Annotated in this window: 20 protein-coding genes, 1 tRNA gene and 1 riboswitch; of the genes, 12 read left to right on the top strand and 9 right to left on the bottom strand. The window is 61.3% G+C overall.

The window, feature by feature from the left end; translation table 11 throughout:
• The first annotated feature begins 4 nt into the window (after positions 1-4).
• On the top strand, positions 5-1,213 hold the full coding sequence (flgL, locus tag AHA_RS14315; protein WP_011706634.1) for a flagellar hook-associated protein FlgL: 1,209 nt from the start codon (positions 5-7) through the stop codon (positions 1,211-1,213).
• 214 nt (positions 1,214-1,427) lie between these two features.
• A riboswitch (M-box (ykoK) riboswitch) is annotated at positions 1,428-1,597 on the top strand.
• A 120-nt stretch (positions 1,598-1,717) separates the two neighbouring features.
• A complete protein-coding gene (gene mgtE, locus AHA_RS14310) occupies positions 1,718-3,061 on the top strand; it encodes a magnesium transporter (protein ID WP_011706633.1) in 1,344 nt (447 codons plus the stop codon).
• 64 nt (positions 3,062-3,125) lie between these two features.
• On the opposite strand, the gene ppx is transcribed toward mgtE, so the two are convergent.
• The 3 genes from ppx to AHA_RS14295 form a co-directional block, all read right to left on the bottom strand.
• Positions 3,126-4,616, bottom strand: a complete 1,491-nt coding sequence (ppx, locus tag AHA_RS14305) for an exopolyphosphatase (protein WP_011706632.1) — start codon at positions 4,614-4,616, stop codon at positions 3,126-3,128.
• A complete protein-coding gene (gene ppk1 / locus AHA_RS14300) occupies positions 4,606-6,675 on the bottom strand; it encodes a polyphosphate kinase 1 (RefSeq protein ID WP_011706631.1) in 2,070 nt (689 codons plus the stop codon). The genes ppx and ppk1 overlap by 11 nt, the downstream gene beginning before the upstream one ends.
• A gap of 75 nt (positions 6,676-6,750) precedes the next feature.
• The gene (locus AHA_RS14295) at positions 6,751-7,263 is read right to left on the bottom strand and encodes a glycine cleavage system protein R (RefSeq protein ID WP_016351315.1); all 513 of its coding nucleotides are present in this window, start codon (positions 7,261-7,263) and stop codon (positions 6,751-6,753) included.
• Positions 7,264-7,474: 211 nt separating this feature from the next.
• Between AHA_RS14295 and AHA_RS14290 the strand changes: the two genes are divergently transcribed.
• The 5 genes from AHA_RS14290 to AHA_RS14270 all read left to right on the top strand — a co-directional run bounded on the left by AHA_RS14290 (position 7,475) and on the right by AHA_RS14270 (position 13,499).
• Complete coding sequence (locus AHA_RS14290) at positions 7,475-8,344, top strand: DUF2726 domain-containing protein (protein ID WP_043162497.1); 870 nt, start codon at positions 7,475-7,477, stop codon at positions 8,342-8,344.
• Between the two features lie 278 nt (positions 8,345-8,622).
• Positions 8,623-10,044, top strand: coding sequence for a sigma-54 dependent transcriptional regulator (locus tag AHA_RS14285; protein WP_017409846.1), 1,422 nt, complete (start codon positions 8,623-8,625; stop codon positions 10,042-10,044).
• A 106-nt stretch (positions 10,045-10,150) separates the two neighbouring features.
• Positions 10,151-11,185, top strand: coding sequence for a sensor histidine kinase (locus tag AHA_RS14280; RefSeq protein ID WP_011706627.1), 1,035 nt, complete (start codon positions 10,151-10,153; stop codon positions 11,183-11,185).
• A 61-nt stretch (positions 11,186-11,246) separates the two neighbouring features.
• Positions 11,247-12,590 carry a sigma-54-dependent transcriptional regulator gene (locus AHA_RS14275; protein ID WP_011706626.1) on the top strand — a complete coding sequence of 448 codons (1,344 nt, stop codon included), beginning with the start codon at positions 11,247-11,249 and terminating at the stop codon, positions 12,588-12,590.
• A gap of 147 nt (positions 12,591-12,737) precedes the next feature.
• The gene (locus AHA_RS14270) at positions 12,738-13,499 is read left to right on the top strand and encodes a Nif3-like dinuclear metal center hexameric protein (protein WP_011706625.1); all 762 of its coding nucleotides are present in this window, start codon (positions 12,738-12,740) and stop codon (positions 13,497-13,499) included.
• A gap of 118 nt (positions 13,500-13,617) precedes the next feature.
• Here the strand turns inward: AHA_RS14270 and purN are convergent, their stop codons facing one another.
• Both purN and purM read right to left on the bottom strand, forming a co-directional pair.
• A complete protein-coding gene (gene purN, locus AHA_RS14265; protein ID WP_164927692.1) occupies positions 13,618-14,256 on the bottom strand; it encodes a phosphoribosylglycinamide formyltransferase in 639 nt (212 codons plus the stop codon).
• Positions 14,257-14,288: 32 nt separating this feature from the next.
• Complete coding sequence (gene purM, locus AHA_RS14260; protein ID WP_011706623.1) at positions 14,289-15,326, bottom strand: phosphoribosylformylglycinamidine cyclo-ligase; 1,038 nt, start codon at positions 15,324-15,326, stop codon at positions 14,289-14,291.
• A 175-nt stretch (positions 15,327-15,501) separates the two neighbouring features.
• Between purM and upp the strand changes: the two genes are divergently transcribed.
• The 3 genes from upp to hda all read left to right on the top strand — a co-directional run bounded on the left by upp (position 15,502) and on the right by hda (position 18,217).
• Positions 15,502-16,128: a uracil phosphoribosyltransferase gene (gene upp / locus AHA_RS14255; RefSeq protein ID WP_005302745.1), complete on the top strand. Its 627-nt coding sequence runs from the start codon at positions 15,502-15,504 to the stop codon at positions 16,126-16,128.
• 143 nt (positions 16,129-16,271) lie between these two features.
• On the top strand, positions 16,272-17,300 hold the full coding sequence (locus AHA_RS14250; RefSeq protein WP_011706622.1) for a DUF2066 domain-containing protein: 1,029 nt from the start codon (positions 16,272-16,274) through the stop codon (positions 17,298-17,300).
• 215 nt (positions 17,301-17,515) lie between these two features.
• Complete coding sequence (hda, locus tag AHA_RS14245) at positions 17,516-18,217, top strand: DnaA inactivator Hda (RefSeq protein ID WP_016351307.1); 702 nt, start codon at positions 17,516-17,518, stop codon at positions 18,215-18,217.
• 249 nt (positions 18,218-18,466) lie between these two features.
• Here the strand turns inward: hda and aceA are convergent, their stop codons facing one another.
• From aceA to AHA_RS14230, 4 genes are all read right to left on the bottom strand, one after another.
• A complete protein-coding gene (gene aceA, locus AHA_RS14240; RefSeq protein ID WP_011706620.1) occupies positions 18,467-19,780 on the bottom strand; it encodes an isocitrate lyase in 1,314 nt (437 codons plus the stop codon).
• Between the two features lie 75 nt (positions 19,781-19,855).
• Positions 19,856-21,463 carry a malate synthase A gene (gene aceB, locus AHA_RS14235; protein WP_011706619.1) on the bottom strand — a complete coding sequence of 536 codons (1,608 nt, stop codon included), beginning with the start codon at positions 21,461-21,463 and terminating at the stop codon, positions 19,856-19,858.
• Positions 21,464-22,179: 716 nt separating this feature from the next.
• The gene (locus AHA_RS21715; protein WP_165444133.1) at positions 22,180-22,326 is read right to left on the bottom strand and encodes a hypothetical protein; all 147 of its coding nucleotides are present in this window, start codon (positions 22,324-22,326) and stop codon (positions 22,180-22,182) included.
• A gap of 287 nt (positions 22,327-22,613) precedes the next feature.
• Positions 22,614-22,690, bottom strand: a tRNA-Pro gene (locus AHA_RS14230).
• A gap of 273 nt (positions 22,691-22,963) precedes the next feature.
• On the opposite strand from AHA_RS14230, the gene tadA reads away from it, so the two are divergent.
• Positions 22,964-23,503, top strand: a complete 540-nt coding sequence (tadA, locus tag AHA_RS14225; protein WP_011706618.1) for a tRNA adenosine(34) deaminase TadA — start codon at positions 22,964-22,966, stop codon at positions 23,501-23,503.
• Between the two features lie 206 nt (positions 23,504-23,709).
• Entirely contained in the window at positions 23,710-25,947 is a 2,238-nt protein-coding gene (locus tag AHA_RS14220) for an ABC transporter permease subunit (RefSeq protein ID WP_011706617.1), read from the top strand.
• Positions 25,948-25,957 lie beyond the last annotated feature (10 nt).

The raw sequence follows: 25,957 nt of genomic DNA, 5'->3' as shown, positions 1-25,957 counted from the left end.
ATCGATGCGTATTACCACCAACATGGTCTATGACCGCAATATCTCCTCGCTGAATGGCGCCAACGAGCGGCTGAGCACGGCGTATGAGCAGCTGATGACCGGCAACAAGTTCAAGACGGCGGGGGAAGATCCCTCCGGCATGAGCCAGAAGCTGGCGCTGACCAAGGAGATCGATCTCTTCAAGCAGTACGGGGTCAACGGCAGCCTGCTGGAAAACAGCCTGGGCCACGAGGAGACGGTGCTGACCGCCCTCAACACCGCCATGACCAGTGCCCAGACCCTGATCCAGAAGGCGAACGACTCGGCGGTGGGGTACGAGGATCGTCAGGCCATTGCCAGCGAGCTGGAGGGGCTGCAAAAGCAGATGTTCGACCTGATGAACAGCAAGAACTCCCAGGGCGAATATATCTTCGGCGGCAACCAGAGCAAGACCCAGCCCTTCATTCAGGATGCCAGCGGCAATTATGTGTTTCAGGGGGATACCGGCCAGCGCAACATTCAGGTGTCGCCGACGGTGCAGATTGCCGCCAATGATTCCGGCTTCAACCTGTTCGAGATAGTACCGACACGCAGAACCAGCAGCGCGGGGAGCGCCAATATTCAGGTCGGGGTGGCCGATCAGGGCCACTTCGACAGCTTCTATCGCAACAACTACGACCCTTCGCTTGCCAGCAACCAGTATACGGTGAATACCATCGCCGGCACGCCGGATACCTATGAGATCAGGGATGGCGGCGGTGCCTTGCTGCAAAGCGGCGACTATGTGGCGGGCAACAAGATCCCCTTCAACGGGCTGGAGCTGACCCTGTCGCTGCCAGCAGGGGGGGCGGCGCAAAACTTCGTGCTGGATCCGCCCCAGAACAACAACATCCTCGATGGCATGTCCGATTTCATCACGGCGCTGCGGGATCCCAACATCACGCCGGATACCTTCCAGCTGAAGGTGGCGGATGCCACCGCCCACATGAAAAATGCCCGGCTGAACGTGGATCAGGGGCTGGGGGAGATTGGCGGCAGAATGAACGGGCTGGAGCAGGTGATGGGCTCGAACGAAGGGCTGAGCACCTTGAATCAGCAGGCGAGGGCCAAGGTCTCCGAAGCAGATCTCTATGAGGTGATTGCCACCCTGTCAAAAGAGGATGCGGCACTGAGCGCCACCCAGCTCTCCTTCAGCAAGATCAGCAAGCTGACCCTGTTCGACTACATTCGTTGACGGGTCACCCATCGCTCGCGGCCCTGATGGCTGCGAGCGATGGTTACCCGCTTGGCCCCTGTTTTTCCCGCTCGTTTATCCTCATTCAACTCCCCATGCCGGCCAATTGTAACAAGCTGTTGCCACAGGCTATTTAGCGCATGGCGACGGGTTGACTCCTATTGAGCATTCGATAATCATGCAGCCCGCACAACAGAGGGTTGTGCGCATATTTGCAGCATCTCGTTAGGCGAGGCTCCTGTATAAACACAGGCCACTGATCTCACGACGTCCAGAGACGCCCAAGATCAGGACAGTTTTCATCGGATTAAGGTGTAAACCCAAGTGGCTTCCGGCATGCCGGATACGTTATGCAGTGCTAAAGCTGGTACGTGGGGATGATGACACGCCGGACGGCGTCATTTCCTGCCTATTACTCGTCAATCAAATTGCTGTTTTCTTTCAGACGGCGACGGATCACCGTTCGCGCTCAGGCTTGCCTGAAATCACATGAGGTCATTTGTGATGAAGAAAACACAGACTCTACTCAATCGTCATCAACTGCTCGATCTGGCTGCCCTGCAGGGCTGGCTGGAGCACAACCTGGATCCGGTTCAGCGTGCCGATCAGCTGCTGACCCTGCGTCCGGAAGAGCTCAACTGCATCTTCGATACCCTGCCCACTGCCGATGGGGCGGCGCTGCTCAGTTCGCTGTCGGCAGACTGTGCCGGGCGCCTGCTGATGCGGCTGCATGCCAGCATCGTCAGCGTGTTGCAGGGGGCCATGCCCCGTCGCGACATGCTGGCCATTCTGCGCCGGCTGGGCAGCAGTGATCGCACCATGCTGCTTGCCCGCTTCCCGGAGCAGGTGCAGTCCACCTTCTACTCCCTGCTCGACTGGCCGACCGAATCGGTGGGCGCCAACATGCGCCACGAATTCCTGGCCATCGGCGATCAGGAGACGGTGGGCAGCGCCAAGCAGCTGATCCACGATGCTTGGGACAACGCCCAGCTGTTCCAGAACCTCTATGTGGTCAACAACGACCACCGCCTGCTTGGCAGCATCTCGCTCAAATCCCTGCTGATTGCTGACCCGCAACTGCCGGTGAGCGAGTTGATGGACCGGGAGACGGTGCGCATCAATGCCCGGGCGGATCAGGAACTGGCCGCCCGCCTGCTGATCGACCGCGACATCTCGACCCTGCCGGTCGAGGATCAGGGCAAACTGGTGGGGATCTTCCATGTGGACGATGCCGCCGACATCCTGGAGCTCGAATCCACCGAGGATGCGGAGATGCAGGGTGGTTCCTCGCCGCTCGACACTCCCTATCTGCAGGCAACCCCCTGGCAACTGTGGCGCAAGCGGGTGGGCTGGCTGCTGATCCTGTTCGTGGCCGAAGCCTATACCGGTACCGTGCTGCGGGCGTTTGAGGAGCAGCTGGAAGCGGCCATCGCGCTGGCCTTCTTCATTCCGCTCCTGATCGGCACCGGCGGCAACAGTGGTACCCAGATCACCACCACCATAGTGCGAGCCATGGCGGTCGGGGAGGTGAGCCTGCGCAACCTCGGCACCGTGCTGAAAAAGGAGATCTCCACCGGTCTGCTCATCTCGGCCGCCATCGCGCTGGCCGCCTGGGTACGGGCCTGGAGCCTGGGGGTTGGCCCCCAGATCGGCATGGTCGTCACCCTGACCATCATCGCCATCGTGCTGTGGAGCGCCACCGTTGCTTCGGTGATCCCCATGGTGCTGCGTCGCTTCCGCATCGACCCGGCCGTGGTATCCGCCCCCTTCATCGCCACCCTGGTGGATGGTACCGGTCTTATCATCTACTTCGAAATCGCCAAGCTGCTGCTACCTGAGCTGCAGTAAGTCGCCATCCCGAAAATGTAAAAGGCAGCCCGTGGGCTGCCTTTTTTGTCTCGCCGAGCCGGCGTCAGCCGAGCTGGAACAGCAGTGGCCAGCCCTGTTCCTGACAGTAGCGATGCTCCTTCTCCAGATTCTGCATCAGCAATTTGTTCTCGTCGCACCAGTCCAGTGGCAGGGTGACCACCAGCTGATCGCCGGCGGCCTGCACGTGCCAATCGGGCAGCAGGTTGTCCTGGCGCCTATGGTGGGCGGCAACCGCGAGGCGCAGAATGCGGATGCAACGCAGCACCGTCTGTTCGTCGTGGTTGGGCAGGGAAGGGAGCTCGGAGAGCTTGAGCCCCTTGCGGTGAAAGCGTACCAGCGCGGCCAGCAGGGCCTGATCGTCCTGGTTGAAACCGGGCAGGTCGGTATGCTGCAGGATATAGGCGGAGTGACGGTGAATGCCGCTGTAGTTGATGGCAAGGCCGATTTCGTGCAGCCGCGCCGCCCAACCGAGGATGGCGCGATAGGGCTCCTCCGGCATCTCCCAGGGGCCGCTGAGCAGATCGAACAGGGTCAGCACGCTCTGTTCGACCCGGCCAGCCTGACGCTTGTCGATGCGATAGTGGGTGGAGAGCGCCAGAGCGGTGCGTTCGCGAATGTCGTGGTGCTGCAGGCGCTCCTCGAACTCGTACAGCAACCCCTCACGCAGGGCACCATCGGAATAGTCCATCCGCTCGATGGGCAGCGAGGTGAAGAGCCCGAGCAGGATGGCCACCGCGGCAGCAAACACCTCCTGACGCTCCTCGGTGAGGCCGGCCAGCTTGAGATCGCCGACCCGCTTGTGCCTGATCATCTCCTGCTTGAGCCGCTCCAGCCCGGCCAGGGTGATGGCACCATCGGTCCACTCTTCTCCCTGCAACACATCGCGCACGGTGCGGATCGAGCCCGAGCTGCCGAGGCAGCTCTGCCAGCCCAGCTTGCGGTACTGGTTGATGATGGGAGCGAGCTGGTGTTGGGCTTCCAGCACGGCATTGTTGAAGGCCTTCTCGCTCAGCTTGCCGTTGGCAAAGAAGCTCTGGGTGAAGCTGACGCAGCCCATCTTGCGGCTGGTGAGCGCCTTGTGATCGAACCCCTCGCCGATGATGAGCTCGGTGCTGCCACCGCCAATGTCTACCACCAGTACCTGGCCTTCGATGTGCTGGGTATGGGCGACCCCCTGATAGATGAGGCGCGCCTCTTCCTGGCCGCTGATGATCTCGATGGGGTGGTTGAGCACCTTGGCCGCCTCGCTCACGAACTCGCGGGCGTTGCTGGCACGGCGCAGGGTATAGGTGCCGGCGATGCGGATCTGATCCGGCTTGATGTTGGTCAGCCGCTCGGCAAACAGGGCGAGGCAGTCGAGGCCCCGGGTCATGGCTTCGGCAGACATGCGGCGCTGGCTGTCCATCCCCTCTGCCAGTCGGACCCGTTCTTTTATCCGATCGACGATCTGCAGCCGTCCTTCGGTGAGACGGGCGATGACCATGTGAAAGCTGTTCGAGCCCAGATCGACGGCGGCGTACAGGCTATTGTCCATTGTTTGACTCTATGCGTTTGAGGTAGTCGTAAATCGCGACCTGGGAACGGATCTTGCGACGGTTGCCCCGCTTCACGTATTCGTTCTGCTGGTCGGCATCGATGACCCGCGCCTTGCAGGTGTCACTCAGTTGTAGCTCGAGAATGTCGAGGATGCGCTGCTTGAGCCGCTCGTCATAGATGGGGGTGCCCACCTCGATGCGGCCGTCGATGTTGCGGCTCATCCAGTCGGCGCTGGAGATATAGAGCTGGGGATTGCCCTTGTTGTGGAACACCATCACCCGCGGATGCTCGAGGAAGCGGTCGATGATGCTGATCACCCTGATGTTTTCGCTCAAGCCCGGTACGCCCGGACGCAGGGCACACATGCCGCGGATGATCATCTGGATGGGCACCCCGGCCTGACCGGCGGCATAGAGCCGGTTGATGAGGTCTCTGTCCACCAGGTTGTTGATCTTGAGGGTGATGCCGCTCGGCTGGCCCGCCTTGGCGTTGGCCAGTTCGTTGTCGATGAGCCGGTAGAGCTGGCGGCGGCTGTTGATGGGGGAGACCAGCAGGTGGTTGAACTTGTAGCGCCGATAAGGGTATTCGATGTACTCGAACACCCCCTCCACCTCGGCGGTGATGTCCGGGTGGCGGGTCAGCAGAGAGAAGTCGGTATAGATCTTCGCCGTCTTCTCGTTGAAGTTGCCGGTGCCGATGTGGGCGTAGCGCACCGCCTCACCCTGCTCGTGGCGGGTGATGAGGCAGAGCTTGGAGTGGATCTTGAGGCTCGGCACCCCGAACACCACCTTGACGCCGGCATCGGTCAGGATGTTGGCCCAGTCGATGTTGGCCGCTTCGTCGAAGCGGGCGCGCAGCTCCACCACCACGGTCACCTTCTTGCCGTTGTTGGCGGCGTCGATGAGGGAGTGGATGATGCGCGACTTCTTGGCCACCCGGTAGATGTTGATGCGAATGGCACTGACCGCCGGATCAAATGCCGCCTGGCGCACCAGCTCGGTGAAGTGATGGAACTTGTGGTACGGGTAGTAGAGCAGTATGTCCTGCTTGGTGATGGCATCGAAGGCGTTGACGAAGCCGTCAAAATCGCGGCAATCCAGCGCCGGCAGCTTGGGGTTTTCCAGATAATCCCGGCCCACGTTGGGGAAGCCGATGAAATCCTTGAAGTTGTGATAGCGACCGCCCGGCATGATGGCGTCGTAGGAGCTGATCTGCAGCTTGAGCTTCAGGAAGCTGATCATTGCCGCCGGCATCTCCCGCTCGTAGACGAAGCGCACCGGCATGGCGGTGAGGCGCTGCTTCAAGCCGTCACTCATCTTGTCCACCAGGCTCAGATCCAGCTGGTCGGAGAGATCGTATTCGGCATCCCGGGTCAGCTTGACCGCGTAGGCGGCTATCTCGTCGTAGTCGAAGAAGCCCTTGAAGATCTCGTCAAGACAGAAGCGGATGACGTTGTCGAGGATGATGATCTGCTTCTTGCGGCGGGTGCCTTCCGGCGGCAGCTGGAAGAAGCGGGGCAGATCGTCGGTCGGCACCTCCACCAGCGCGTACTGGATCACCTGACCGTTCTTCTTCATTTCGATGGCCAGATAGGTGTACTCGTCTTTCAGGAACTTGACCGGGTTGACCTCTTTGTTGAGCAGGATCGGGATGATGTGGCGCAGCACCTTCTCCTTGAAGAAGACCCGCAGCCACTGCTGGATCGACTCGGAGAGTTGGTACTCGTTGACCAGGAAGATGTTGTGGCGGGCGAGCGCTATCAACAGCTCCTTGTAGGTGTTGTCGAACGCCTCGCCGAGCGCCATCACCTTCTGCTGGATGGCGCGCAGCAGCACCTTGGCCTCGTCGTCGCCGCCGTGCACTTCGTTGATCAGGATGCGGCGCTTGACGTCCGACACCCGCACCTTGAAGAACTCATCCTGATTGGAGGAGAAGATCCCCAGGAAACGGACCCGCTCGATGAGCGGAACCGTCTTGTCCATTGCCTCTTGCAACACCCGTTCATTGAATGAGAGCCAACTCAGCTCCTTCTCTTCATACTGCTTGTCGGTGCTCATGTGATGCCTCTGTGGTCAGGTCGCGTCTGCGCGGCAGTTATGGCGTGGAAATATGACAGATTGATGACCCTTCGCTCAGTCGATGATGGCCTGATCGATGTCGACCACCAGATCGTCCGACAGCGACTCCAGCGCGCTGATGAGATCCCCCAGTTCGAGTCGGGGTGGCAGCGCCACCAGAGCGTGGGCGTAGAAGAGCGGGGCGCCGGAGTGGGGAGCCGGTTCGCAGCCGGTGGTGAGGTCGGCCACGTTGATGTTGAGCTGACGCAGGATGCTGGCTACTTCGTGGACGATGCCGGCCCGGTCGTTGCCGGTGACACTTACCATCACCTGCCGTTCCGGCTCCTGGCTGAGCTGGCCTTCGGCGAAGCTGACGGTGAGGCCGGGCAGCATCACCAGCGCCTCGCACAGGCTACGGTAGTGCTCGTCAGGCACGCTCACGTGCAGGATGCCGGCAAATTGTCCCGCCAGCTCGCTCATGGAACTGGCCAGCCAGTTGCCCTGCTGGTGGGTGATGACGTCCGCCAGACTCTCGACGATACCGGGCTTGTCAGCGCCTATCACGGTCACGACCAATTGCTTTTGCATCCTGCTCTCCTTGGAAAATGGGTACTCCGTAGCATTGTGCCTGCTGTCACAGGCCATATGAAGCCCCGCCCACCGCAAATATGGCGAAAAAGCACCGCCGGGAGGGGGTTGGCGCCATTTCTGCACTGCCTGCGCCCGCTGCACCGTGGTAGAGTGATGCCCCTGTTTTGTATTGTGAACCGGATAGCTCTTGTGAACGGGATGTGCGCGTATGAATAGCCTTGTCGTATCGGGATTGGTGTTGTTGGTGTTGCTGCTGCTGGCGATCTTCTGGAGCAGGGGCAAGAAGGGCAAGGCGCTGCCCTATGATCTGCAGGAGACCCTGTTCAGCCCCGCCGAGCGCTCCTTCCTCGGCGTACTGGATCTGGCGGTCGGCGACCAGGCCCGGGTCTTTGCCAAGGTGCGGGTGGCCGATGTGCTGACGCCGGAGACGGGCATGGGCAAGAGCAAGTGGCAGCAGGCGTTCAACAAGATCAGCGCCAAGCACGTGGACTATCTGCTCTGCCACCCCTCCGATCTCTCCTTCATCTGCGCCATCGAGCTCGATGACAGCTCCCATCGCCACCAGAAGCGCAAGGTGCGCGACAGTTTCCTCAAGGCCGCCTTTGACAGCGCCGGTCTGCCGCTGCTGCAGATCCCGGCAAGTAGCCATTATCAGGTCGAGGAGTTGCGCGAACAGATCCTGCCGCTGCTAAGCGGCCCCCGCCGAGCTCCGGATGAGGATCTGCTGCCAGGGGATCGCCGCGAGCCCACCTTCAGCCCCCTGCAACTGGATCGGGTCGAGGTGGAAGAGCCTCGCCATGGCGGTCGTGCCCCGGCCGTGGCCCCCATCAAGGCGATCGTATCGCCACGCAGCGCGCCGCTGCCGGCGGCTGACGCCGAGCTGGTGGAGAATCTGTTTGCTGAGGTAGAGGATGAGGAAGAAGAGTATCCCCATCAGGTGCCGCACTGTCCGCGCTGTGATGCGCCGCTGGTGGAACGGGAAGCCAAGAAGGGCCCCCATGCCGGCCGGCTGTTCCTGGCCTGCAGCCGCTTCCCTGAATGTCGCTACGCCGCACCCCATACTCACGCCCGCCATTGATCCCCACCGCCAGTTTGCGGCCTGCTGCCGGCCGCAAACTGGCGCACCAGCTCGTGTTCCTGCCTCTCTTGTTTGCCTGCTGCCTGCCCACCGTACCCAAAAAAAGAGGCGACAAAATTTATCTTGTTGCGCCGTTGGGTCGATAAACTTAGGTGAAATGCGACAAATTTTGACAATGCGTCGGAATTTTGGCACTTTGTGCATCCTGCATAAAGTGCGTGGCTTGACCACATAAGCACAATAAAACAATAAGTTACGTCGAGAATAGAGGGATGGATATGATGGCAATGGGAGTGTTGATTGTTGACGCCGATGCGCAGCGGCGCCAACAGTTGGGGACAGTTCTCTCGTTCATGGGGATCCCCTGGCAGGACGTTGCCGAGGGCGATCTGGATGTGGCCATCGAGTCATCCGGCCCGCTGCAGGGGGTGCTGACCGGTTCCCTCAACGGCCGCCCGCTGGGCGAGCTGCTGACCGGATTCCCCCGGGTGCCTTTCCTGTCGCTGGTGGAGGCCGACTTCCCCAACAGCAACTTCATCGGGGTGGCCGAGGCGCCTTTCACCTACGAATCCCTGACCCGCCATCTGCACTTTTGCCAGGCCTTCGTCTCCCTCCATCCTCGTCAACAGACCCACGACAAGGGGCAGGCGCTGCTGCGCCTGCTGGTGGGCAAGGGCAAGGGGATCCAGGAGGTGCGTCGGCTCATCAGCCAGGTGGCCGAGACCGATGCCAACGTGCTGATCCTCGGCGAATCGGGTACCGGCAAGGAGGTGGTGGCCCGCGCCATCCATGAGCTGTCCGGCCGAAGCCAGGGCCCCTTCGTGCCCATCAACTGCGGTGCCATTCCGGCTGAGCTGCTGGAAAGCGAACTGTTCGGCCACGAGAAGGGGGCCTTCACCGGCGCAATCGCCGCCCGGCGCGGCCGCTTCGAGCTGGCACAGGGGGGCACCCTGTTTCTCGACGAGATCGGCGACATGCCGCTGCCGATGCAGGTCAAACTGCTGCGGGTGCTGCAGGAGCGGTTGTTTGATCGGGTTGGCGGCGGCAAGCCCATCCAGGCGGATGTGCGCATCATCGCAGCCACCCACCGGGATCTGGAAGCCATGATCCGTACCCAGGGTTTCCGCGAAGATCTCTACTATCGCCTCAACGTCTTCCCCATCGAGACCCCGCCGCTGCGGGATCGGGCCGATGACATCCCGCTGCTGCTGCAGGAGTTGCTCAATCGCCATGCCGAGCTGCATCAGGGGATGATCCGTCTGACCCAGCGCGCCATGGAATCCCTGATGCAGTACCCCTGGCCCGGCAACGTGCGCGAGCTCTCCAACCTGCTGGAGCGGCTGCTCATCCTCTACCCGCAGCAGATCGTCGACGTGGCTGACTTGCCGAGCCGCTATCGGTTGCTGCCGTGCGAGCCGCGGGACGAGCGGTTGACCGAGATGGACGAGCGCGATGCACTGGCCGCGGTGTTCCAGGATCCGCCCGAGCTGGATCTGCCCGCCAGCCATGCCCGCGCCATGCAGCTGCCGGAGGAGGGGGTCAACCTCAAGGAGATGCTGGCCGACCTGGAGGTGGAGCTGATCCGCCAGGCGCTGGAGTCCCAGGACGGGGTGGTGGCCCGCGCCGCCGACCTGCTTGGCATGCGCCGCACCACCCTGGTGGAGAAGATGAAAAAATACGGGATGAGCAAGGAAGCATAAGGGTCAAAGCCTTGACGCCTAGCTTCAAGGCTTTGATTTTATATGTAAATTTTAGTGGCATGGAAATTGAATAAGCTGACTCAGTCGCCAGTTTGAGGTCAGCTTTATGACAGCCCAGCCGCAGGATACCCCGCTCCAGTCTCACGAGGTGAGCCAGCTTTACGCCATCTTCACGGCGCTGCCCACCGGTGTCTTGCTGCTTGACGGCGAGGGCCGGATCACCCGCGCCAACCCGGCCGCCAAGGCACTGCTGGGGGAGCCGCTGGAAGGCCAGGCCTGGCGCCAGATCATCGACCGCTGTTTCCAGCCCCGCGAGGATGACGGCCACGAAATTTCCCTGCGCGATGGTCGCCGGGTCCAGCTGTCGACCCAGCCGCTGCCGGATCAGCCGGGCCAGCTGGTGTTCATCAACGATCTGACCGAAACCCGCCAGCTGCAAGACCGCATCAACCACATGAAGCGGTTGTCCGCCCTTGGCAATATGGCCGCGTCACTGGCCCACCAGATCCGCACGCCGCTCTCCGCCGCCATGCTCTATGCCGCCAACCTGGCCAACCGCACCCTCAAACCGGAATCCCGCAGCCAGTTCCAGCAAAAGCTGATGGCGCGCCTGCAGGATCTCGAGAAACAGATCAGCGACATCCTGTTGTTTGCCCGCAACGGCGACAACCAGGTGGTGACCCCGACGTCGGTGCAGGGGCTGCTGGCCGAGGTGCAGGCCGGCGCCGAGGCATTTTGCAGCCAGCAGGGCTGTGAGCTGCACATGGAGGCGCCGGAGCCCGATCTCTGTCTGTTGGCCAACAGCAGCGCGCTGGCGGGGGCGGTCAACAACCTCATCGCCAATGCCCAGCAGGCCGGCGCCACGTCGCTTCTGGTGAGCGCGGTGCGCAGCGGCGCCCGGGTGGAGCTGCGCATTCTCGACAACGGCAAGGGGATGCCCGCTCACCTGCTCAGCCAGATTTTCGAACCCTTCTTCACCACCCGCTCCCAGGGCACAGGCCTTGGGCTGGCGGTGGTGCAATCAGTGGTCCGTGCCCATCAGGGCGAGGTCAGCGTGGCCTCGGTACCCGGCGAGGGGACCTGTTTTACCCTGTCGTTCCCCCTGCACCAGCAAGCGGTGCAGCTGGGGGGTGTAGCATGAGCGTCAGGCTCGTGGAAATGAATATTGCAGCGGCCAGGTTGGCTGTGGTGGGAGGTGTAGCATGACTCAGGCCCGGATCCTGGTAGTGGAAGATGACAATGGCCTGCGCGAGGCGCTGGTGGATACCCTGTTGCTCGGCGGCTATGAGTGCCGCGAGGTGGACAGTGGCGAGCGGGCTTTGCTGGCCCTGTCGCGCCAGAGTTTCGACATGGTGATCTCGGATATCCAGATGGGAGGCATGGATGGCCTGACCCTGCTGGCCAACATTCGTCAGCAATATCCCCAGGTGCCGGTGCTGTTGATGACCGCCTACGCCAACATCGACGGGGCGGTGCGCGCCATGCGCGAAGGCGCCATCGATTATCTGGCCAAGCCCTTCTCGCCCGAGGTTCTGCTCAACCAGGTCAGCCGTTATGTGCCGGCCCAGAAGGTGGAGAAGCGGGCCGTGGTCTACGGCGATCCCAAGACCGCCGAGCTGTTCCAGCTGGCGACCCGGGTGGCCAGAAGCGAGGCCACCGTGATGGTGACCGGTCCGAGCGGGACGGGCAAAGAGGTGCTGGCTCGCTACATCCACGACAACTCCAGCCGCGCCGAACAGACCTTCGTCGCCATCAACTGCGCCGCCATTCCGGAAAACATGCTGGAGGCGACGCTGTTCGGCTACGAGAAGGGGGCCTTTACCGGCGCGGTACAGGGCTGCCCAGGCAAGTTCGAACAGGCGCAGGGGGGGACCCTGCTGCTCGACGAGATCACCGAGATGGATCTGGGGCTGCAGGCCAAGCTGCTGCGGGTGTTGCAGGAGAAAGAAGTGGAGCGGCTCGGCAGTCGCAAGATGATCCCGCTCGACGTGCGGGTCATCGCCACCAGCAACCGGGATCTGAAAAAAGCGGTGCAGGATGGCCTGTTTCGCGAGGATCTCTACTACCGCCTCAATGTCTTCCCGCTGCGCTGGACGGCGCTGTGGGAGCGCCCAGGCGATATACTGCCGCTGGCGGAGCACCTGCTGGCGCTGCATGCCGGTCAGCAGGGACTGCCGACGCCGCAGCTGACCGAGCCCGCTCGCGAGCGGCTGCTGGCTCACCCCTGGCCCGGCAACGTGCGCGAGCTCGACAACGTGGTACAGCGGGCCCTTATTCTGAGCCCGGATGGCCTCATCGGCTGCGAGCACCTGATCCTGGAAGAGGTGGAAGAAGAAGAGATTCGCCTTGTCGGCAGTGAGCGCAGCAGCGGCAGCGAACACCTGGGCAGCGAGCTCAAGCAGCAGGAGCATCAGATCATTCTCGACACCCTGCAGGATTGCAACGGCAGCCGCAAGGCGGTGGCCGACCGGCTCGGCATCAGCCCGCGCACCCTGCGCTACAAGCTGGCCCAGATGCGTGAGGCGGGGATCGATCTGCCGGCCTGAAGCCATTCCGAGCTCTGCTATGGGCCGCAGTGTGGGAGGCATCATGGTCTTGGCGGCCGGCCTCGATTATCATGGGGCCTCGGCGTTATGAGCCCGATTCCTGTCTGCATCGCAGCACAGGGGTCGGCGCCTTTATAAGGGACCCCTATGATCTCTCATCGAAAACTCGAAACCCTACTCAACCATCTGCTCGAACCGCACGCCATCAAGGATTACTGCCCCAATGGCCTGCAGGTGGAGGGGCGTGAGCGCATTCTTAAGGTGGTGACCGGCGTCACCGCCAGCCAGGCCCTGATCGATGCGGCCGTGGCCGCCAACGCTGACGCCATCCTGGTTCATCACGGCTACTTCTGGAGCGGTGAGCCGGCCCAGATCACCGGCATGAAACAGCGCCGCATCAAGACCCTCTTGACCCACGACATCAACCTGTTTGCCTACCACCTGCCGCTGGACGTGCACCCCGAGGTGGGCAACAACGCCCAGCTCGCCAAGCTGCTCGACATCAAGGTGCGCCGCGGCCTCGAGCCCTGGAACAGCAAGAGCGTCGCCATGGTGGGCAAGCTGGAAGAGCCCATGAGCGGCAGCGATTTTGCCAAGCTGATTGCCGAACGGCTCGGCCGTGAGCCGCTTCATTGTGGCGACAGCGGTCCCGAGCTTATCCGCTCCGTGGCCTGGTGCACCGGCGGCGGTCAGAGCTACATCAATCTGGCGGCGGAGCAGGGCATCGATGCCTTCATCTCCGGCGAAGCCTCCGAGCAGACCATCCACACCGCCCGCGAGATGGGCATGCACTTCTACGCCGCCGGTCACCACGCCACCGAGCGTTACGGCGTCAAGGCGCTGGGGGAGTGGTTGGCGACCGTGCACGGGTTGGATGTCACCTTTATCGATATCGACAATCCGGTGTAGGGCCGGTTAGCCGCGCAGCGGCGTAATCGGACGTGATGACAGCAAGTGCGCTGGTAGATAGAAATGACAAGGGAGGCCTGGGCCTCCCTTGTTCTATTTTGCATGCTGTTGTTAACGATTATTCGCTGGCATAGCCTGCCGGGCCAAGCTGCTTGCCATCGAGCAAGGCAGACCCGGCTCGCATCTGCAAGCGCCCTTCACAGAACCACTGTACCACCAGCGGGTAGATGCTGTGCTCCTGCACCTGTACCCGGGCCGCCACCTCGTCGGCATCATCCCCTTCGAAGATGGGGACGCGGGCTTGCAGGATCACCGGGCCGCCGTCGAGCTCTTCGGTGACGAAGTGGACGCTGGCGCCATGCTCGTCGTCACCTGCGTCGATGGCGCGCTGGTGGGTGTGCAACCCCTGATACTTGGGCAGCAGGGAGGGGTGGATGTTGATCATCCGCCCGGCAAAATGCCGCACCAGGTCGGCACTCAGGATCCGCATAAACCCGGCCAGTACCACCAGATCGGGCTGATAGTCCGCCATCAGCGCCAACAGGGCTGCGTCGTACTCCTCCCGGCTGGCAAACTGCTGCTGGGCGAGGATGGCGGTGGCCACCCCCGCCTCTTTGGCACGCACCAGACCATAGGCATCGGCCTTGTTGCTGATGACGCCGACCACCTGACCGGCAATCTTGCCGTCGGCACAACTGTCGAGGATGGTCTGCAGGTTGCTGCCGTTGCCGGAGATCAGCACCAGGATGCGTTTCATGGGGGAGGTCATTTGGCTGTTGATCCGGTCATTCATTGAATGATGACCTGCTCCTCACCATCGGCCGCCTTGGTGATATAGCCGATATGCCAGGCGTTCTCGCCTTCGGTCTTGAGCAGGGTCAGCGCTTTTTCCAGCTGATCTGCCGGCAGGGCGATGATCATGCCGACGCCGCAGTTGAAGGTACGGTACATCTCGTGGCGGGTGACGTTGCCGGCCTGCTGCAGCCAGCTGAACACCGCCGGCCACTGCCAGCTCTGCTCGTCGATCACCGCCTGGGTGTTGGCGGGCAGCACGCGCGGGATGTTCTCCCAGAAGCCGCCACCTGTGATGTGGGACAGGGCGTGGATCTCGCACTCCTTGATGAGCTTGAGCACGGGTTTCACGTAGATGCGGGTCGGCTCCAGCAGGGCATTGGCCAGGGTGGTGTCACCCAGCGGCTGCTGCACGTCGGCCTTGGAGACTTCCAGGATCTTGCGCACCAGAGAGAAGCCGTTGGAGTGGGGGCCGCTGGCGGCCAGGGCGATCAGGGCATCCCCTTCGCCGACCTTGCTGCCGTCGATGATCTCGCTCTTCTCCACTACACCGACGCAGAAACCGGCGATGTCGTAGTCTTCCCCCTCATACATGCCCGGCATCTCGGCGGTTTCGCCGCCCACCAGGGCGCAACCGGACTGCTCGCAGCCGGCACCGATGCCGGTGACCACGGCGGCGGCGGTGTCGACGTCCAGCTTGCCGGTGGCATAGTAGTCGAGGAAGAAGAGGGGCTCGGCGCCCTGCACGATCAGGTCATTGACGCACATGGCCACCAGATCGATGCCGACGGTGTCGTGCTTCTTCAGGTCGATGGCGAGGCGCAGCTTGGTGCCCACCCCGTCGGTGCCGGAGACCAGCACCGGCTCCTTGTAGCCCGCAGGGATTTGACACAAGGCCCCAAAGCCGCCAAGACCACCAAGGACTTCAGGACGACGAGTGCGCTTTGACACGCCCTTGATACGTTCAACCAGTGCATTGCCGGCATCGATATCCACGCCAGCATCCTTGTAGCTCAGTGAGGTTTTGTCAGTCACGCGTATTCCCCGTCATATAAAGAAGTGGAGGGTAAAATTCGGGGCGTATTCTAACAGTGGCGGTGAAAAACCAGAAAGGAAATCGTTTGCGCGTTTTTGCGCGGAAATGCTCTACAAGCGGCGGCTTTTGTTGTATGATTCCGCGATTTTTTTGCGGCAGTTAGAGGAGATAATAATGAAAGTCGTTGAAGTCAAACACCCCCTGGTCAAGCACAAGATCGGTCTGATGCGTGAAGGCGATATCAGCACCAAGCGTTTCCGTGAACTGGCCAAGGAAGTGGGCAGTTTGTTGACCTACGAAGCGACCTCTGACTTCGAAACCGAGAAGGTTACCATCGATGGCTGGAATGGGCCAGTGGAAGTTGACCAGATCAAGGGCAAGAAGGTCACCGTGGTGCCCATCCTGCGCGCCGGTCTGGGCATGATGGATGGCGTGCTGGAGCACATGCCGAGCGCCCGCGTCAGCGTGGTCGGTATCTACCGCGACGAAGAGACCCTGCAACCGGTTCCCTACTTCGAGAAGATCGTCAGCAACATCGAAGAGCGTCTGGCGCTGGTCATCGACCCCATGCTGGCCACCGGCGGCTCCATGATCGCCACCATCGACCTGCTCAAGAAGAAGGGCTGCCAGTCCATCAAGGTGCTGGTGCTGGTTGCCGCGCCGGAAGGCATCAAGGCGCTGGAAGCCGCTCACCCGGACGTGGAGCTGTTCTGTGCCTCCATCGACCAGGGCCTGAACGAGAAGGGCTACATTGTCCCGGGTCTGGGCGACGCCGGCGACAAGATCTTCGGCACCAAGTAAGCCTCGATCGCCTCATCGCGTGCCAGCAGGCGCGCAAACGGAGCCGGCATCCCGCCGGCTCCGCTGTTTCTCCCGCCCCGGCTTGCTGCCATGCGCGCCTTGCCGCTACCATAAGCACCATCTCCCATTTCGAGACTCCTCTCATGCTCAAACGTGTTGTGACCGCCCTCTGCTGCGGCTTGTCATTCATGGTGTCGGCCGCCCAGGTGACCGATCTCTATCAGGGCAAGGCGCCCACCAGCGGCGACATGGCGGCGGCCCAGTCCCAGGCCCTGGGCGAGGTGCTGATCAAGGTGACCGGCAAGCGCGACATCCTGACCCAGCCGGCGGTGGTCAAGGCGCTGGCGGCCCCCGGCGAATTCGTGCAGCACTACGGTTATCAGGACGTGGGGCCGGTGAAGTTTCTCAAGGCCGATTTCGATGTGGCCAAGGTCAATGCCCTGGTGGCCGAGAGCAAGTTCGCCCTGCTGGGTCCGGCTCGGCCGCAGGTCGCCATCTGGCTGGTGATCAATGAAGGGGAGCGGCGCATTCTGCCGGATCAGTCCAGCGATGGCTGGGCTGCCGCCCTGCGTACCCAGAGCCAGGCGATGGGGCTGCCGGTCAGCATTCCGCTGATGGACTTGGACGACAACATGGCGGTCAACGCCACCGACGTCTGGGGCCGCTTCGCCGACCCCATCCTCAAGGCGAGCCAGCGTTATGGCGCCGAGATGGTGGTGTTGGGCAAGCTGACGCCCGATGGCAAGGAGGAAGGAAAGTGGAGCATCGACTGGGGACTCTACGGCCCCAAAGCGGGCGGTGAGCTGAGCGAACTGACCAAGGGCGAGGGCGCCGGCACCCAGGCCGAGGTGGCGCAGACGTTCGCCGATGCCCTGGCAGGCTGGCTGGTGCAGAACTACGGGGCGCGCATCTCGGGGGTTGCCTCCAGCCAGACACTGGTGGTGGAGGGGTTGTCCGGCATCGACGGCATGATCACGGTGCAGAAGATGCTGCAGGGGATGGCCAGCGTCACCAAGGTGGAGATTGGCAAACTGGAGGGGGACAAGGTGACCTTCAACCTGAGCCTGCAAGGGGACAAGGCCGAGCTCATCCGCGGGCTGCAGCTGGAGAGCCGACTGCGCCAGCTGGCGGATACCCCCGAGGGGCTGAGCTATCAATGGTCGCAGCCCTGATCCTGGCGAAGATCCTGACCGGCTGTCCGCGCACAACCAGCTTGGGTCCAGAGTGCGGTTTTTCGCGCCGGCCAAGGAGTAGCCGCTTGCGTTAGCAATGGTCGCAGCCTGGATCCTTTATGAGGATCCACACCGCCCGGCATCGTCCGGGCGGTTCTCTATCCGCCTTCGCGATGATACACTTGCCCGCAAATGTCACAGTCAAAGCCCAACGAGTGAAGCAACCGGCCCAACTGTCTTTAGCCGTACAACTACCGGATGATGAAACCTTCGTCAGTTTTTATCCCGGCAACAATGCTCATCTGATCACCGCCCTCAAAAATGCGGCCATTGGTCAGGGCTCACCTTTCCTCTATTTCTGGGGGGCCAAGGGATCGGGCCGCTCCCATCTGCTGCATGCTACCTGCGCCGAGGTCAATGCCCGCGACGCCGCAGCCGCTTATCTCTCCCTCGATCAGTTCGAACAGCTCGACCCCAGCATGCTCGACGCCCTCGAAAGCCTGCCGCTGGTCTGCCTCGACAGCCTGGAGGCGATCGCCGGCAATGCGCTGTGGGAGCGGGCCCTGTTCGATTTTTACAACCGCTGGCAGGAGAAGGGCGAGGGTACCCTGGTGGTGACCGGTTGCAGCGCACCGCGCAAACTGGGGCTGCAACTGCCGGATCTCGCCTCGCGCCTCGACTGGGGAGTGAGTTTCCATCTCGACGAGCTGGACGATGAAGGCAAGCTCAGTGCCCTGCAGCTGCGTGCCGAGCTGCGGGGCTTCAAACTGCCCATCGACGTGGGCCGCTTCCTGCTCAACCGCCTCTCGCGCGACATGCGCACCCTGCTCACCACTCTCAATCAGCTCGACAATGCTTCCTTCCGTGCCAAGCGCAAGCTGACCATTCCCTTTGTCAAAGAGATCCTCGAGCTCTGAGAACCTGGTCACGTTCTTACTGTGAGGCCGTGAGCAAGGCTCATGTGCTGCTCGGAATCCTCATGTATCCATATACACTCCGGTTCCTGCGCTGCTCTTCACCTTGCTGACGACCTCTCGTCACAGACCGTGAACAGGTTCTATCGCTTTGTTCCTTCTCCCTTCGGGAGAAGGGCCTTTCAAAAAAGAAACCCCGGCCAGTGGCCGGGGTTTTGCTATCTCAAGGACTCTCTCAAAGAGTTCTGCCTATCAGTGGAACTGATCTTCTTCGGTCGAGCCGGTCAGGGCGGTCACCGAGGATTGGCCGCCCTGAATGACGGTGGTGACCTTGTCGAAGTAACCGGTACCCACTTCCTGCTGGTGTGCCACGAAGGTGTAACCGCGCTCGGCAGCGGCGAATTCCGGCTGCTGCACCATTTCGACATAGTGCTTCATCCCCTCGCCACGGGCGTACTGGTAGGCCAGCTCGTACATGTGGAACCACATGTTGTGGATGCCCGCCAGGGTGATGAACTGGTACTTGTAGCCCATGTCGGACAGCTCCTGCTGGAAGCGGGCGATGGTGGCATCGTCCAGGTTTTTCTTCCAGTTGAAACTCGGCGAGCAGTTGTAGGCCAGGATCTTGTCCGGGTACTGGGCCTTGATGGCTTCGGCAAACTTGCGCGCCTCGTCCAGATCCGGCTTGGCGGTTTCGCACCACACCATGTCGGCGTAAGGGGCATACGCCAGACCGCGGGAGATGGCCTGTTCGATACCGGCCTGCACCTTGTAGAAGCCTTCTGAGGTGCGCTCACCGGTCAGGAAGCCAGCATCGTACGGATCGGCATCCGTGGTCAGCAGGTCGGCGGCGTTGGCGTCGGTACGGGCGATCACCAGGGTGGTGGTGCCGCAGACGTCGGCTGCCAGACGGGCCGCGATCAACTTCTGCACCGCTTCCTGGCTCGGCACCAGCACCTTGCCGCCCATGTGGCCGCACTTCTTGACGGAGGCGAGCTGATCTTCGAAGTGCACGCCGGCGGCGCCCGCTTCAATCATCCCCTTCATCAGCTCAAAGGCGTTCAGCACGCCGCCGAAACCGGCTTCGGCATCCGCCACGATAGGCAGGAAGTAGTCGATGAAGCCCTTGTCCTGCGGGCCCACCTTGTTGGCCCACTGGATCTGGTCGGCACGGGCGAAGGAGTTGTTGATGCGCTCCACCACCGACGGCACCGAGTTGGCCGGGTAGAGGGACTGATCCGGGTACATGGTGGAGGAGAGGTTGTTGTCCGCCGCCACCTGCCAGCCGGAGAGGTAAATTGCCTCGATGCCCGCCTTGGCCTGTTGCACCGCCTGACCGCCAGTCAGCGCGCCGAGGCAGTTTACATAGCCTTTCTTGGCGCCGCCGTGGATCAGTTCCCACAGCTTGTCGGCACCGCGCTGGGCCAGGGTGTGCACCGGTTGCAGGCTGCCACGCAGGTTTACCACGTCTTCGGCGCTGTAGCCGCGCTTGATCCCTTTCCAGCGGGGGTTTTCCGCCCAGTCTTTCTCGATAGCCTGGATCTGTTGCTCACGGGTCAGTGCCATATCAGTTCCCTCTTTCATTGATTTCACGTTTCCATTGACTTGTTATTGGCGAGCCCCGCTGGGGAGGCCCGTAGTTCAGAGCCGCTCGTAACCGGGCAGCGTCAGAAAATCGATCAGAGTATCGGCGCAGGTGATCTGTTCCATCAGCTCGCTCGCCTCGGCGAAGCGGCCTGCCTGCCAGCGCTCGGCCCCCACTTCGGCTTTGACCACCTCCTGCTCCTCGGCCAGCATCTGGCGGAACAGATCCTTGGTCACCACCTTGCCGTTCGACAGGCTCTTGCCGTGGCGGATCCACTGCCAGATGGAGGTGCGGGAGATCTCGGCGGTGGCGGCGTCTTCCATCAGACCGTAGATGGGCACGCAGCCGTTGCCGTTGATCCAGGCTTCCAGGTATTGCAGCGCCACCCGGATGTTGGTGCGCATGCCTGCCTCGGTGCGCTCGCCCTCGCAGGGGGCCAGCAGCTCGGCGGCCGTGATGGGAGCATCCTGCTCGCGCAGCACGCCGATCTGGTTGCTGGCACCAGCCGGGATGGCGGCGTTGAACACCGCCATGGCGGTATCGGCGAGACCGGGGTGGGCCACCCAGGTACCGTCGTGGCCGTTGTTGGCTTCACGCTCTTTATCAGCCTTCACCTTGGCAAATACCTGTTCATTCACGGCAGGATCTTTCGCCGGGATAAAGGCCGCCATGCCACCCATCGCCAGCGCGCCGCGCTTGTGGCAGGTCTTGATCAGCAGCCGCGAATAGGCGGACAGGAACGGTTTGTCCATGGTCACGACCTGGCGGTCCGGCAGGACGCGATCAGGGTGGTTCTTCAAAGTTTTGATGTAGCTGAAGATGTAATCCCAGCGGCCGCAGTTGAGGGCGACGATGTGATCCTTCATCTGATAGAGCAGCTCGTCCATCTCGAACACCGCTGGCAGGGTTTCGATGAGCACGGTGGCCTTGATGGTGCCGCGGGGCAGGCCGAATTTGTCCTCGGTCCAGGCGAACACTTCGCTCCACCAGCGCCCTTCCAGATGGCTCTGCAGCTTGGGTACGTAGAAGTAGGGGCCAGAGCCCTTGGCCAGCAGTGCCTGATAGTTGTGCAGGAAGTAGAGAGCGAAGTCGAACAGGCCGCCGGGAATGGGGGCGCCATCGAAGGTGACATGTTTTTCCGGCAGATGCAGACCGCGCACCCGGCAGATAAGCACGGCCGGATCGGCGTTCAGGGTATAAGCCTTCCCTTCCGGGCTGGTGTAGGAGACGGTGCCGTTGACCGCATCGCGCAGGTTGATCTGACCCTCGATCACCTTGTTCCAGGCCGGTGCCAGCGAATCCTCGAAGTCCGCCATGAACACCTTGACGTTGGCGTTGAGGGCGTTGATCACCATCTTGCGCTCGACCGGGCCGGTGATCTCCACGCGGCGATCTTGCAGGTCGGCGGGAATGCCGCGCACCGTCCAGTCTCCGGCGCGGATGTGGGCGGTTTCAGGCAGAAAATCGGGCAGCTCGCCGCCGTCGATGCGGGCCTGGCGCGCCACACGTTGTTTCAACAATTCGTCCCGTTGGGGAGCAAAGCGTTCCACCAGTTCGGATACCAGGGCCACCGCATCCGGCGTCAGAATTTGCGCGTAATCGGGATGCGTCTCGCCCTGGATGCGCAGACGAGCGCTGCAGTGGGTCTGGGCCGGTGCCGACATAGGGTTCACTCCTTTGAGAATTACATTTTGAACTAATTAACTACGACTAAAGTCGATCCCTGTTTTTTCAAACTTCCCGTAACAACGGGGCAACACGATTCATAAGGTGCGAAATATTGCTCTATTCGTCAACAGGTTTTTTAAAACGCACGTTTTGGCCATGATGTTAAGTTGATGTTTATAAAGAACTTATGTGATTAGCGTAAAAACTCTATGCAGATGGTTATGCTCTTGTTTTTCATCCCCTGCCGGTGGCGGATGGTGAGGGGGAGCATGGACGCAGTCATGTAAGTTATTACGTAATAAAATTACAAATGCAAAAACAAATCCCGACCTAACTCCAAGCTTCTAAAAAACACACGTATGAAATGAAAGATGTAAACCCAGCAGGCATATAACTCCTGCTGACATTAAGGAGAGAACGTTTGTTTAAAACAATCCAGGCTAAAAGGGGTCGAATGGGATCTGGTCGGCAGAGGATGAGAAAGTGAGGCGCAATAACGTAGGTTTGTATCACTTGGGTGGATGAGGCACCTGGGGGCGGGGAGGGGATGTGGTAGTTGATATGACTACTATTGTTTAGTTATGCAGCATTTTGTTGTTATTTGTGTCAGCGGGCCATCCTGGCCCTCAAAGGAGGTAAAACGGGGCGCCATTTCCAGTGCCACTGCCATTTTCTCCCGGTAGTTCAAAAGCGACATGTCTGCGCCGTCGGCTCAGTAATCATCGTCCGGGGCCGCCAGATCGACGACATCGAGCCGCACCACCGGGCCGTGTTCGGTGGCATACTGATTGGTTGCCGACTCGGTAGCCGGTTGGGGCTGGGGGGCGTACTCGGGCTGTATGTCAACTGCTTTGGTCATGGGTGCTTGCCTCATTGATTGCAAGCCGGTCGGTGACTCCATCACCCGCGCTCCCACCTCCCTGTTTGAACTGCCGGCGGAAAAGTTGCGTATCCTAGCGGGACTCTTGAAAGGTTTCAAGCGGTTCTGAATGAAATTTGTACCACAACTGTGTGGTGACTCTGCGACAGGTTCACCCTGGAAGAGCATTTAGACGGTCTGCTGATGTGCTACGACAGTTGCGGCAGGAATATTAAAGCAGGCAAAAAAATAGCCCAGTCGCGAGACTGGGCTATTTTCGGGGAAATTGGTCGGTGTGAGAGGATTCGAACCTCCGACCCTCTACACCCCATGCAGATGCGCTACCTGGCTGCGCTACACACCGACGAGGTCAGTTCGAGCTGACGGAGGGAAGTCTAATGATCTGAGCAAATGGGTGCAACTCCTTTTTTATCAGAGAGATGCTGACTGCTTCTTTATTGTGCAGGCAAGATGCGACTTGGGGCTGTGGCGCAGATTTGGCATAATCGCCGCCCCGTATTGCCGGGGATCCCGCCATCATGCTGCTTGGTGGCATTACCCGGTTGCGGCCAATGGTCGGCAGGCAATCAAGCTGCAAGTGCATCGCCGGCAACCCGTCACAGAGAGGAACCAGGGTGTGAAACCATCAGACGTCACAGAATCAGTGAGCCAGCGCGAGCAGGATGAACGCTGGATGCGCCACGCCATGGCGCTGGCTGCCAGGGCCGAGGGGATAGGCGAGATCCCGGTCGGTGCCGTGCTGGTGCTGGGGGGCGAGGTGGTCGGTGAGGGGTGGAACCGCTCCATCAGCGAGCACGATGCCTGTGCCCATGCCGAAGTGATGGCGATCCGGGCCGCCGGCGTTCGGCTGCAAAACTACCGTCTGCTTGATACCACCCTCTATGTGACGCTGGAGCCTTGCTGCATGTGCGCCGGTGCCCTCATCCACAGCCGGGTCAAACGAGTGGTCTATGGCGCCCGTGATCTCAAGACCGGCGCGGCGGGCTCGGTGTTCGAGATCCTGCAGGACCCGCGTCACAACCACGGGGTTGAACTGACCGGCGGTGTGCTGGCCGATGCGTGCTCGGCCCAGCTGTCGGATTTCTTTCGGCGGCGGCGCGCCGAGAAAAAGGCCGCCAGATTGGCACTGCAACAAAGCGGCGGCCCCACTGACTGAGAACGGCGAAGTCGGCGAGGCCGCCTTCGCGCGTTATACTTTCCTATATCTTCTTATAAAACAGATGGTTGACAATGCTGTTTGCCAGCGAACTCTGGTCTGAACGCCCCTTCAAAATAACCTCTTCACAGAGGGCCTTGATGTAACAAAACTGTCATGCAACCGCCATATAATGCCGCCAAGCCTAGCTCACATTGAGGTTTTGCATGTCATCGGAATCGATAAACTTAGGTATGGCGGGCAGCAGAAAGCGCCGTATCAAGGATAAGTTGGCCAAGTACGGGGTCACCACGGGTGGTGCTCTGGTGCTGGTTGCCCTGTTGCTCATTTTCTTCTATCTGCTCTATGTGGTGAAACCCATCTTCAATGGCGCCACGATGGAGCCGACCGCGTCATTTACCTTGCCTGTGGCGGGCAAGACCGCCTGGCTCGGGGTGGAAGAGCAGAACGAGATTGGCTATCGCTTCAGCGACAAAGGCCAGGTCAACTTCTTCGCCGTCCAGGGGGATGGCAAGGTCAAGGTGGGCCAGGTGCTGGGTCAGGCGCAGGTGAAGGGTGACATCACCGCCGTCGCCCCTCCCGCGCCAGGGCAGAAGCTCATCGCCTATGGTTTTGCCGATGGCAAGGCCCAGGTGGTGCAGCCCTATTTCAAGGTCTCCTATCCCAACGACGTGCGGGTCATCGAGCCCAGCCTGCAGTCCCCCTTCGGCGAAGAGCCGGTGGTGGTGGACCCCCAGGGCAAGGCGCTGACGCTGATGGTGTTTGAAGCCACCAAGGACAAGATGGCCACCGCCGCCGTGACCGCCGATGGTCGTGGCGTGATGGCGGTGATGAGCGGCGAGGAGAACTTCCTCTCCGGTGACATCGAGTGGAGCGCCCAGAACTACAGCATCCCGTCCCTGCCGCGTCATGTGGATCAGATGCTGCTGACCCCCAACCTGCGCATTCTGTTCGTGCGCGAAGGCAACCGCCTCTCCGTCTACGACATTCACAACCTCAATGACATCTCCCTGCGCGATGTCATGGAGATCAATGCCCCCAATGCCAACGTGACCCGGGTCGAGCTGCTCTCCGGCGCCTCCTCCCTGCTGGTGGGCAACGACAACGGCGTCATCTCCCAGTGGTTCGAAGTGGCCCGGGATGGCAAGCGCCAGTTTACCCAGATCCGTGACTTCAAGGGCGATGGTGCCGTGGCGCAGCTGACCCCGGAGCACTTTCGCAAGGGCTTCATCAGTGCCGACAAAGAGGGCACTGTCAGCTTCTTCCACGCCACCGGCGAGACCAAGCTGCTGAGCGAGAAGGTGGAGGGCGGCGCCTTGTCGGCCCTGGCCATCTCCCCCCGTCACAACGTGCTGCTGATGCAGCAGGGCGATGCCTTCAAGCTGTTCGCAGTGGAGAACGAGCACCCCGAGGTGACCTGGTCGGCCCTCTGGCAACAGGTGTGGTATGAAGGCTATCCCGAGCCTCAGTACGTGTGGCAGTCCACCTCCGCCAGCAACGACTTCGAAGCCAAGCTGAGCCTGGTGCCGCTGGTGTTCGGTACCTTGAAAGCCTCCTTCTATGCCATGGTGTTTGCGGTGCCGCTCGGCGTCGCCGGTGCCATCTACACCGCCTACTTCATGTCGGCGGGGTTGCGTAAATACGTCAAGCCGACGGTGGAGATCATGGCGGCGCTGCCGACCGTTATCCTGGGCTTCCTGGCCGGTCTGTGGCTGGCGCCCATCATCGAGGGGGCGCTGCCCGGGGTGGTGCTGCTGCTGATCCTGCTGCCGATGGGGATGCTGCTGACCGCCTTGATCTGGAACTACCTGCCGGAGCGCGGCAAATCCTGGTTGCCGGAAGGGTGGCACGCTATCTTGCTGATCCCGGTGCTGCTGCTGATTGGCTGGGGCGCCTTCGCGGTGAGCCCGCTCATCGAGAACGCCTTCATGCACGGGGATTCGCGCATCTGGCTGACTCACGAGATGGGCATCAAGTTCGACCAGCGCAACTCGCTGGTGGTGGGCATCGCCATGGGCTTTGCGGTTATTCCGACCATCTTCTCCATCGCCGAAGACGCGGTCTTCTCGGTGCCCAAGCATCTCACCCAGGGCTCGCTGGCTCTGGGGGCCACCCCGTGGCAGACCCTGAGCCGGGTGGTGATCCTCACCGCGAGCCCGGGCATCTTCTCGGCGGTGATGATGGGCCTTGGCCGCGCGGTGGGCGAGACCATGATAGTGCTGATGGCCACCGGCAACACGCCCATCATGGACTTCTCCATGTTCCAGGGGCTGCGTACCCTGGCCGCCAACATCGCGGTGGAGATGCCGGAATCGGAAGTGGGCAGCTCGCACTATCGAGTGCTGTTCCTCGCTGCCTTCGTGCTGTTCGTGTTCACCTTCTTGTTCAATACCCTGGCCGAGTTCATCCGTCAGCGGTTGCGTGAAAAATACAGCTCTCTGTAATGGGCTGCTC

This window comes from Aeromonas hydrophila subsp. hydrophila ATCC 7966 (genome assembly GCF_000014805.1).
GTDB lineage: Bacteria > Pseudomonadota > Gammaproteobacteria > Enterobacterales > Aeromonadaceae > Aeromonas > Aeromonas hydrophila.
Note: the sequence above shows the minus strand (reverse complement) of the source record. Positions and strands in the feature narration are given on the sequence as shown.

What these genes read in the sequence shown, in the direction of transcription:
- ppx (WP_011706632.1), bottom strand. Translation starts at nt 4,616, where the DNA reads ATGGACAATAGCCTGTACGCCGCCGTCGATCTGGGCTCGAACAGCTTT.
- AHA_RS14295 (WP_016351315.1), bottom strand. Translation starts at nt 7,263, where the DNA reads ATGCAAAAGCAATTGGTCGTGACCGTGATAGGCGCTGACAAGCCCGGT.
- AHA_RS14285 (WP_017409846.1), top strand. Translation starts at nt 8,623, where the DNA reads ATGATGGCAATGGGAGTGTTGATTGTTGACGCCGATGCGCAGCGGCGC.
- AHA_RS14250 (WP_011706622.1), top strand. Translation starts at nt 16,272, where the DNA reads ATGCTCAAACGTGTTGTGACCGCCCTCTGCTGCGGCTTGTCATTCATG.
- AHA_RS14220 (WP_011706617.1), top strand. Translation starts at nt 23,710, where the DNA reads ATGTCATCGGAATCGATAAACTTAGGTATGGCGGGCAGCAGAAAGCGC.
- flgL (WP_011706634.1), top strand. Translation starts at nt 5, where the DNA reads ATGCGTATTACCACCAACATGGTCTATGACCGCAATATCTCCTCGCTG.
- AHA_RS14280 (WP_011706627.1), top strand. Translation starts at nt 10,151, where the DNA reads ATGACAGCCCAGCCGCAGGATACCCCGCTCCAGTCTCACGAGGTGAGC.
- AHA_RS21715 (WP_165444133.1), bottom strand. Translation starts at nt 22,326, where the DNA reads ATGACCAAAGCAGTTGACATACAGCCCGAGTACGCCCCCCAGCCCCAA.
- AHA_RS14270 (WP_011706625.1), top strand. Translation starts at nt 12,738, where the DNA reads ATGATCTCTCATCGAAAACTCGAAACCCTACTCAACCATCTGCTCGAA.
- mgtE (WP_011706633.1), top strand. Translation starts at nt 1,718, where the DNA reads ATGAAGAAAACACAGACTCTACTCAATCGTCATCAACTGCTCGATCTG.
- upp (WP_005302745.1), top strand. Translation starts at nt 15,502, where the DNA reads ATGAAAGTCGTTGAAGTCAAACACCCCCTGGTCAAGCACAAGATCGGT.
- AHA_RS14275 (WP_011706626.1), top strand. Translation starts at nt 11,247, where the DNA reads ATGACTCAGGCCCGGATCCTGGTAGTGGAAGATGACAATGGCCTGCGC.
- aceA (WP_011706620.1), bottom strand. Translation starts at nt 19,780, where the DNA reads ATGGCACTGACCCGTGAGCAACAGATCCAGGCTATCGAGAAAGACTGG.
- purN (WP_164927692.1), bottom strand. Translation starts at nt 14,256, where the DNA reads ATGAAACGCATCCTGGTGCTGATCTCCGGCAACGGCAGCAACCTGCAG.
- ppk1 (WP_011706631.1), bottom strand. Translation starts at nt 6,675, where the DNA reads ATGAGCACCGACAAGCAGTATGAAGAGAAGGAGCTGAGTTGGCTCTCA.
- AHA_RS14290 (WP_043162497.1), top strand. Translation starts at nt 7,475, where the DNA reads ATGAATAGCCTTGTCGTATCGGGATTGGTGTTGTTGGTGTTGCTGCTG.
- aceB (WP_011706619.1), bottom strand. Translation starts at nt 21,463, where the DNA reads ATGTCGGCACCGGCCCAGACCCACTGCAGCGCTCGTCTGCGCATCCAG.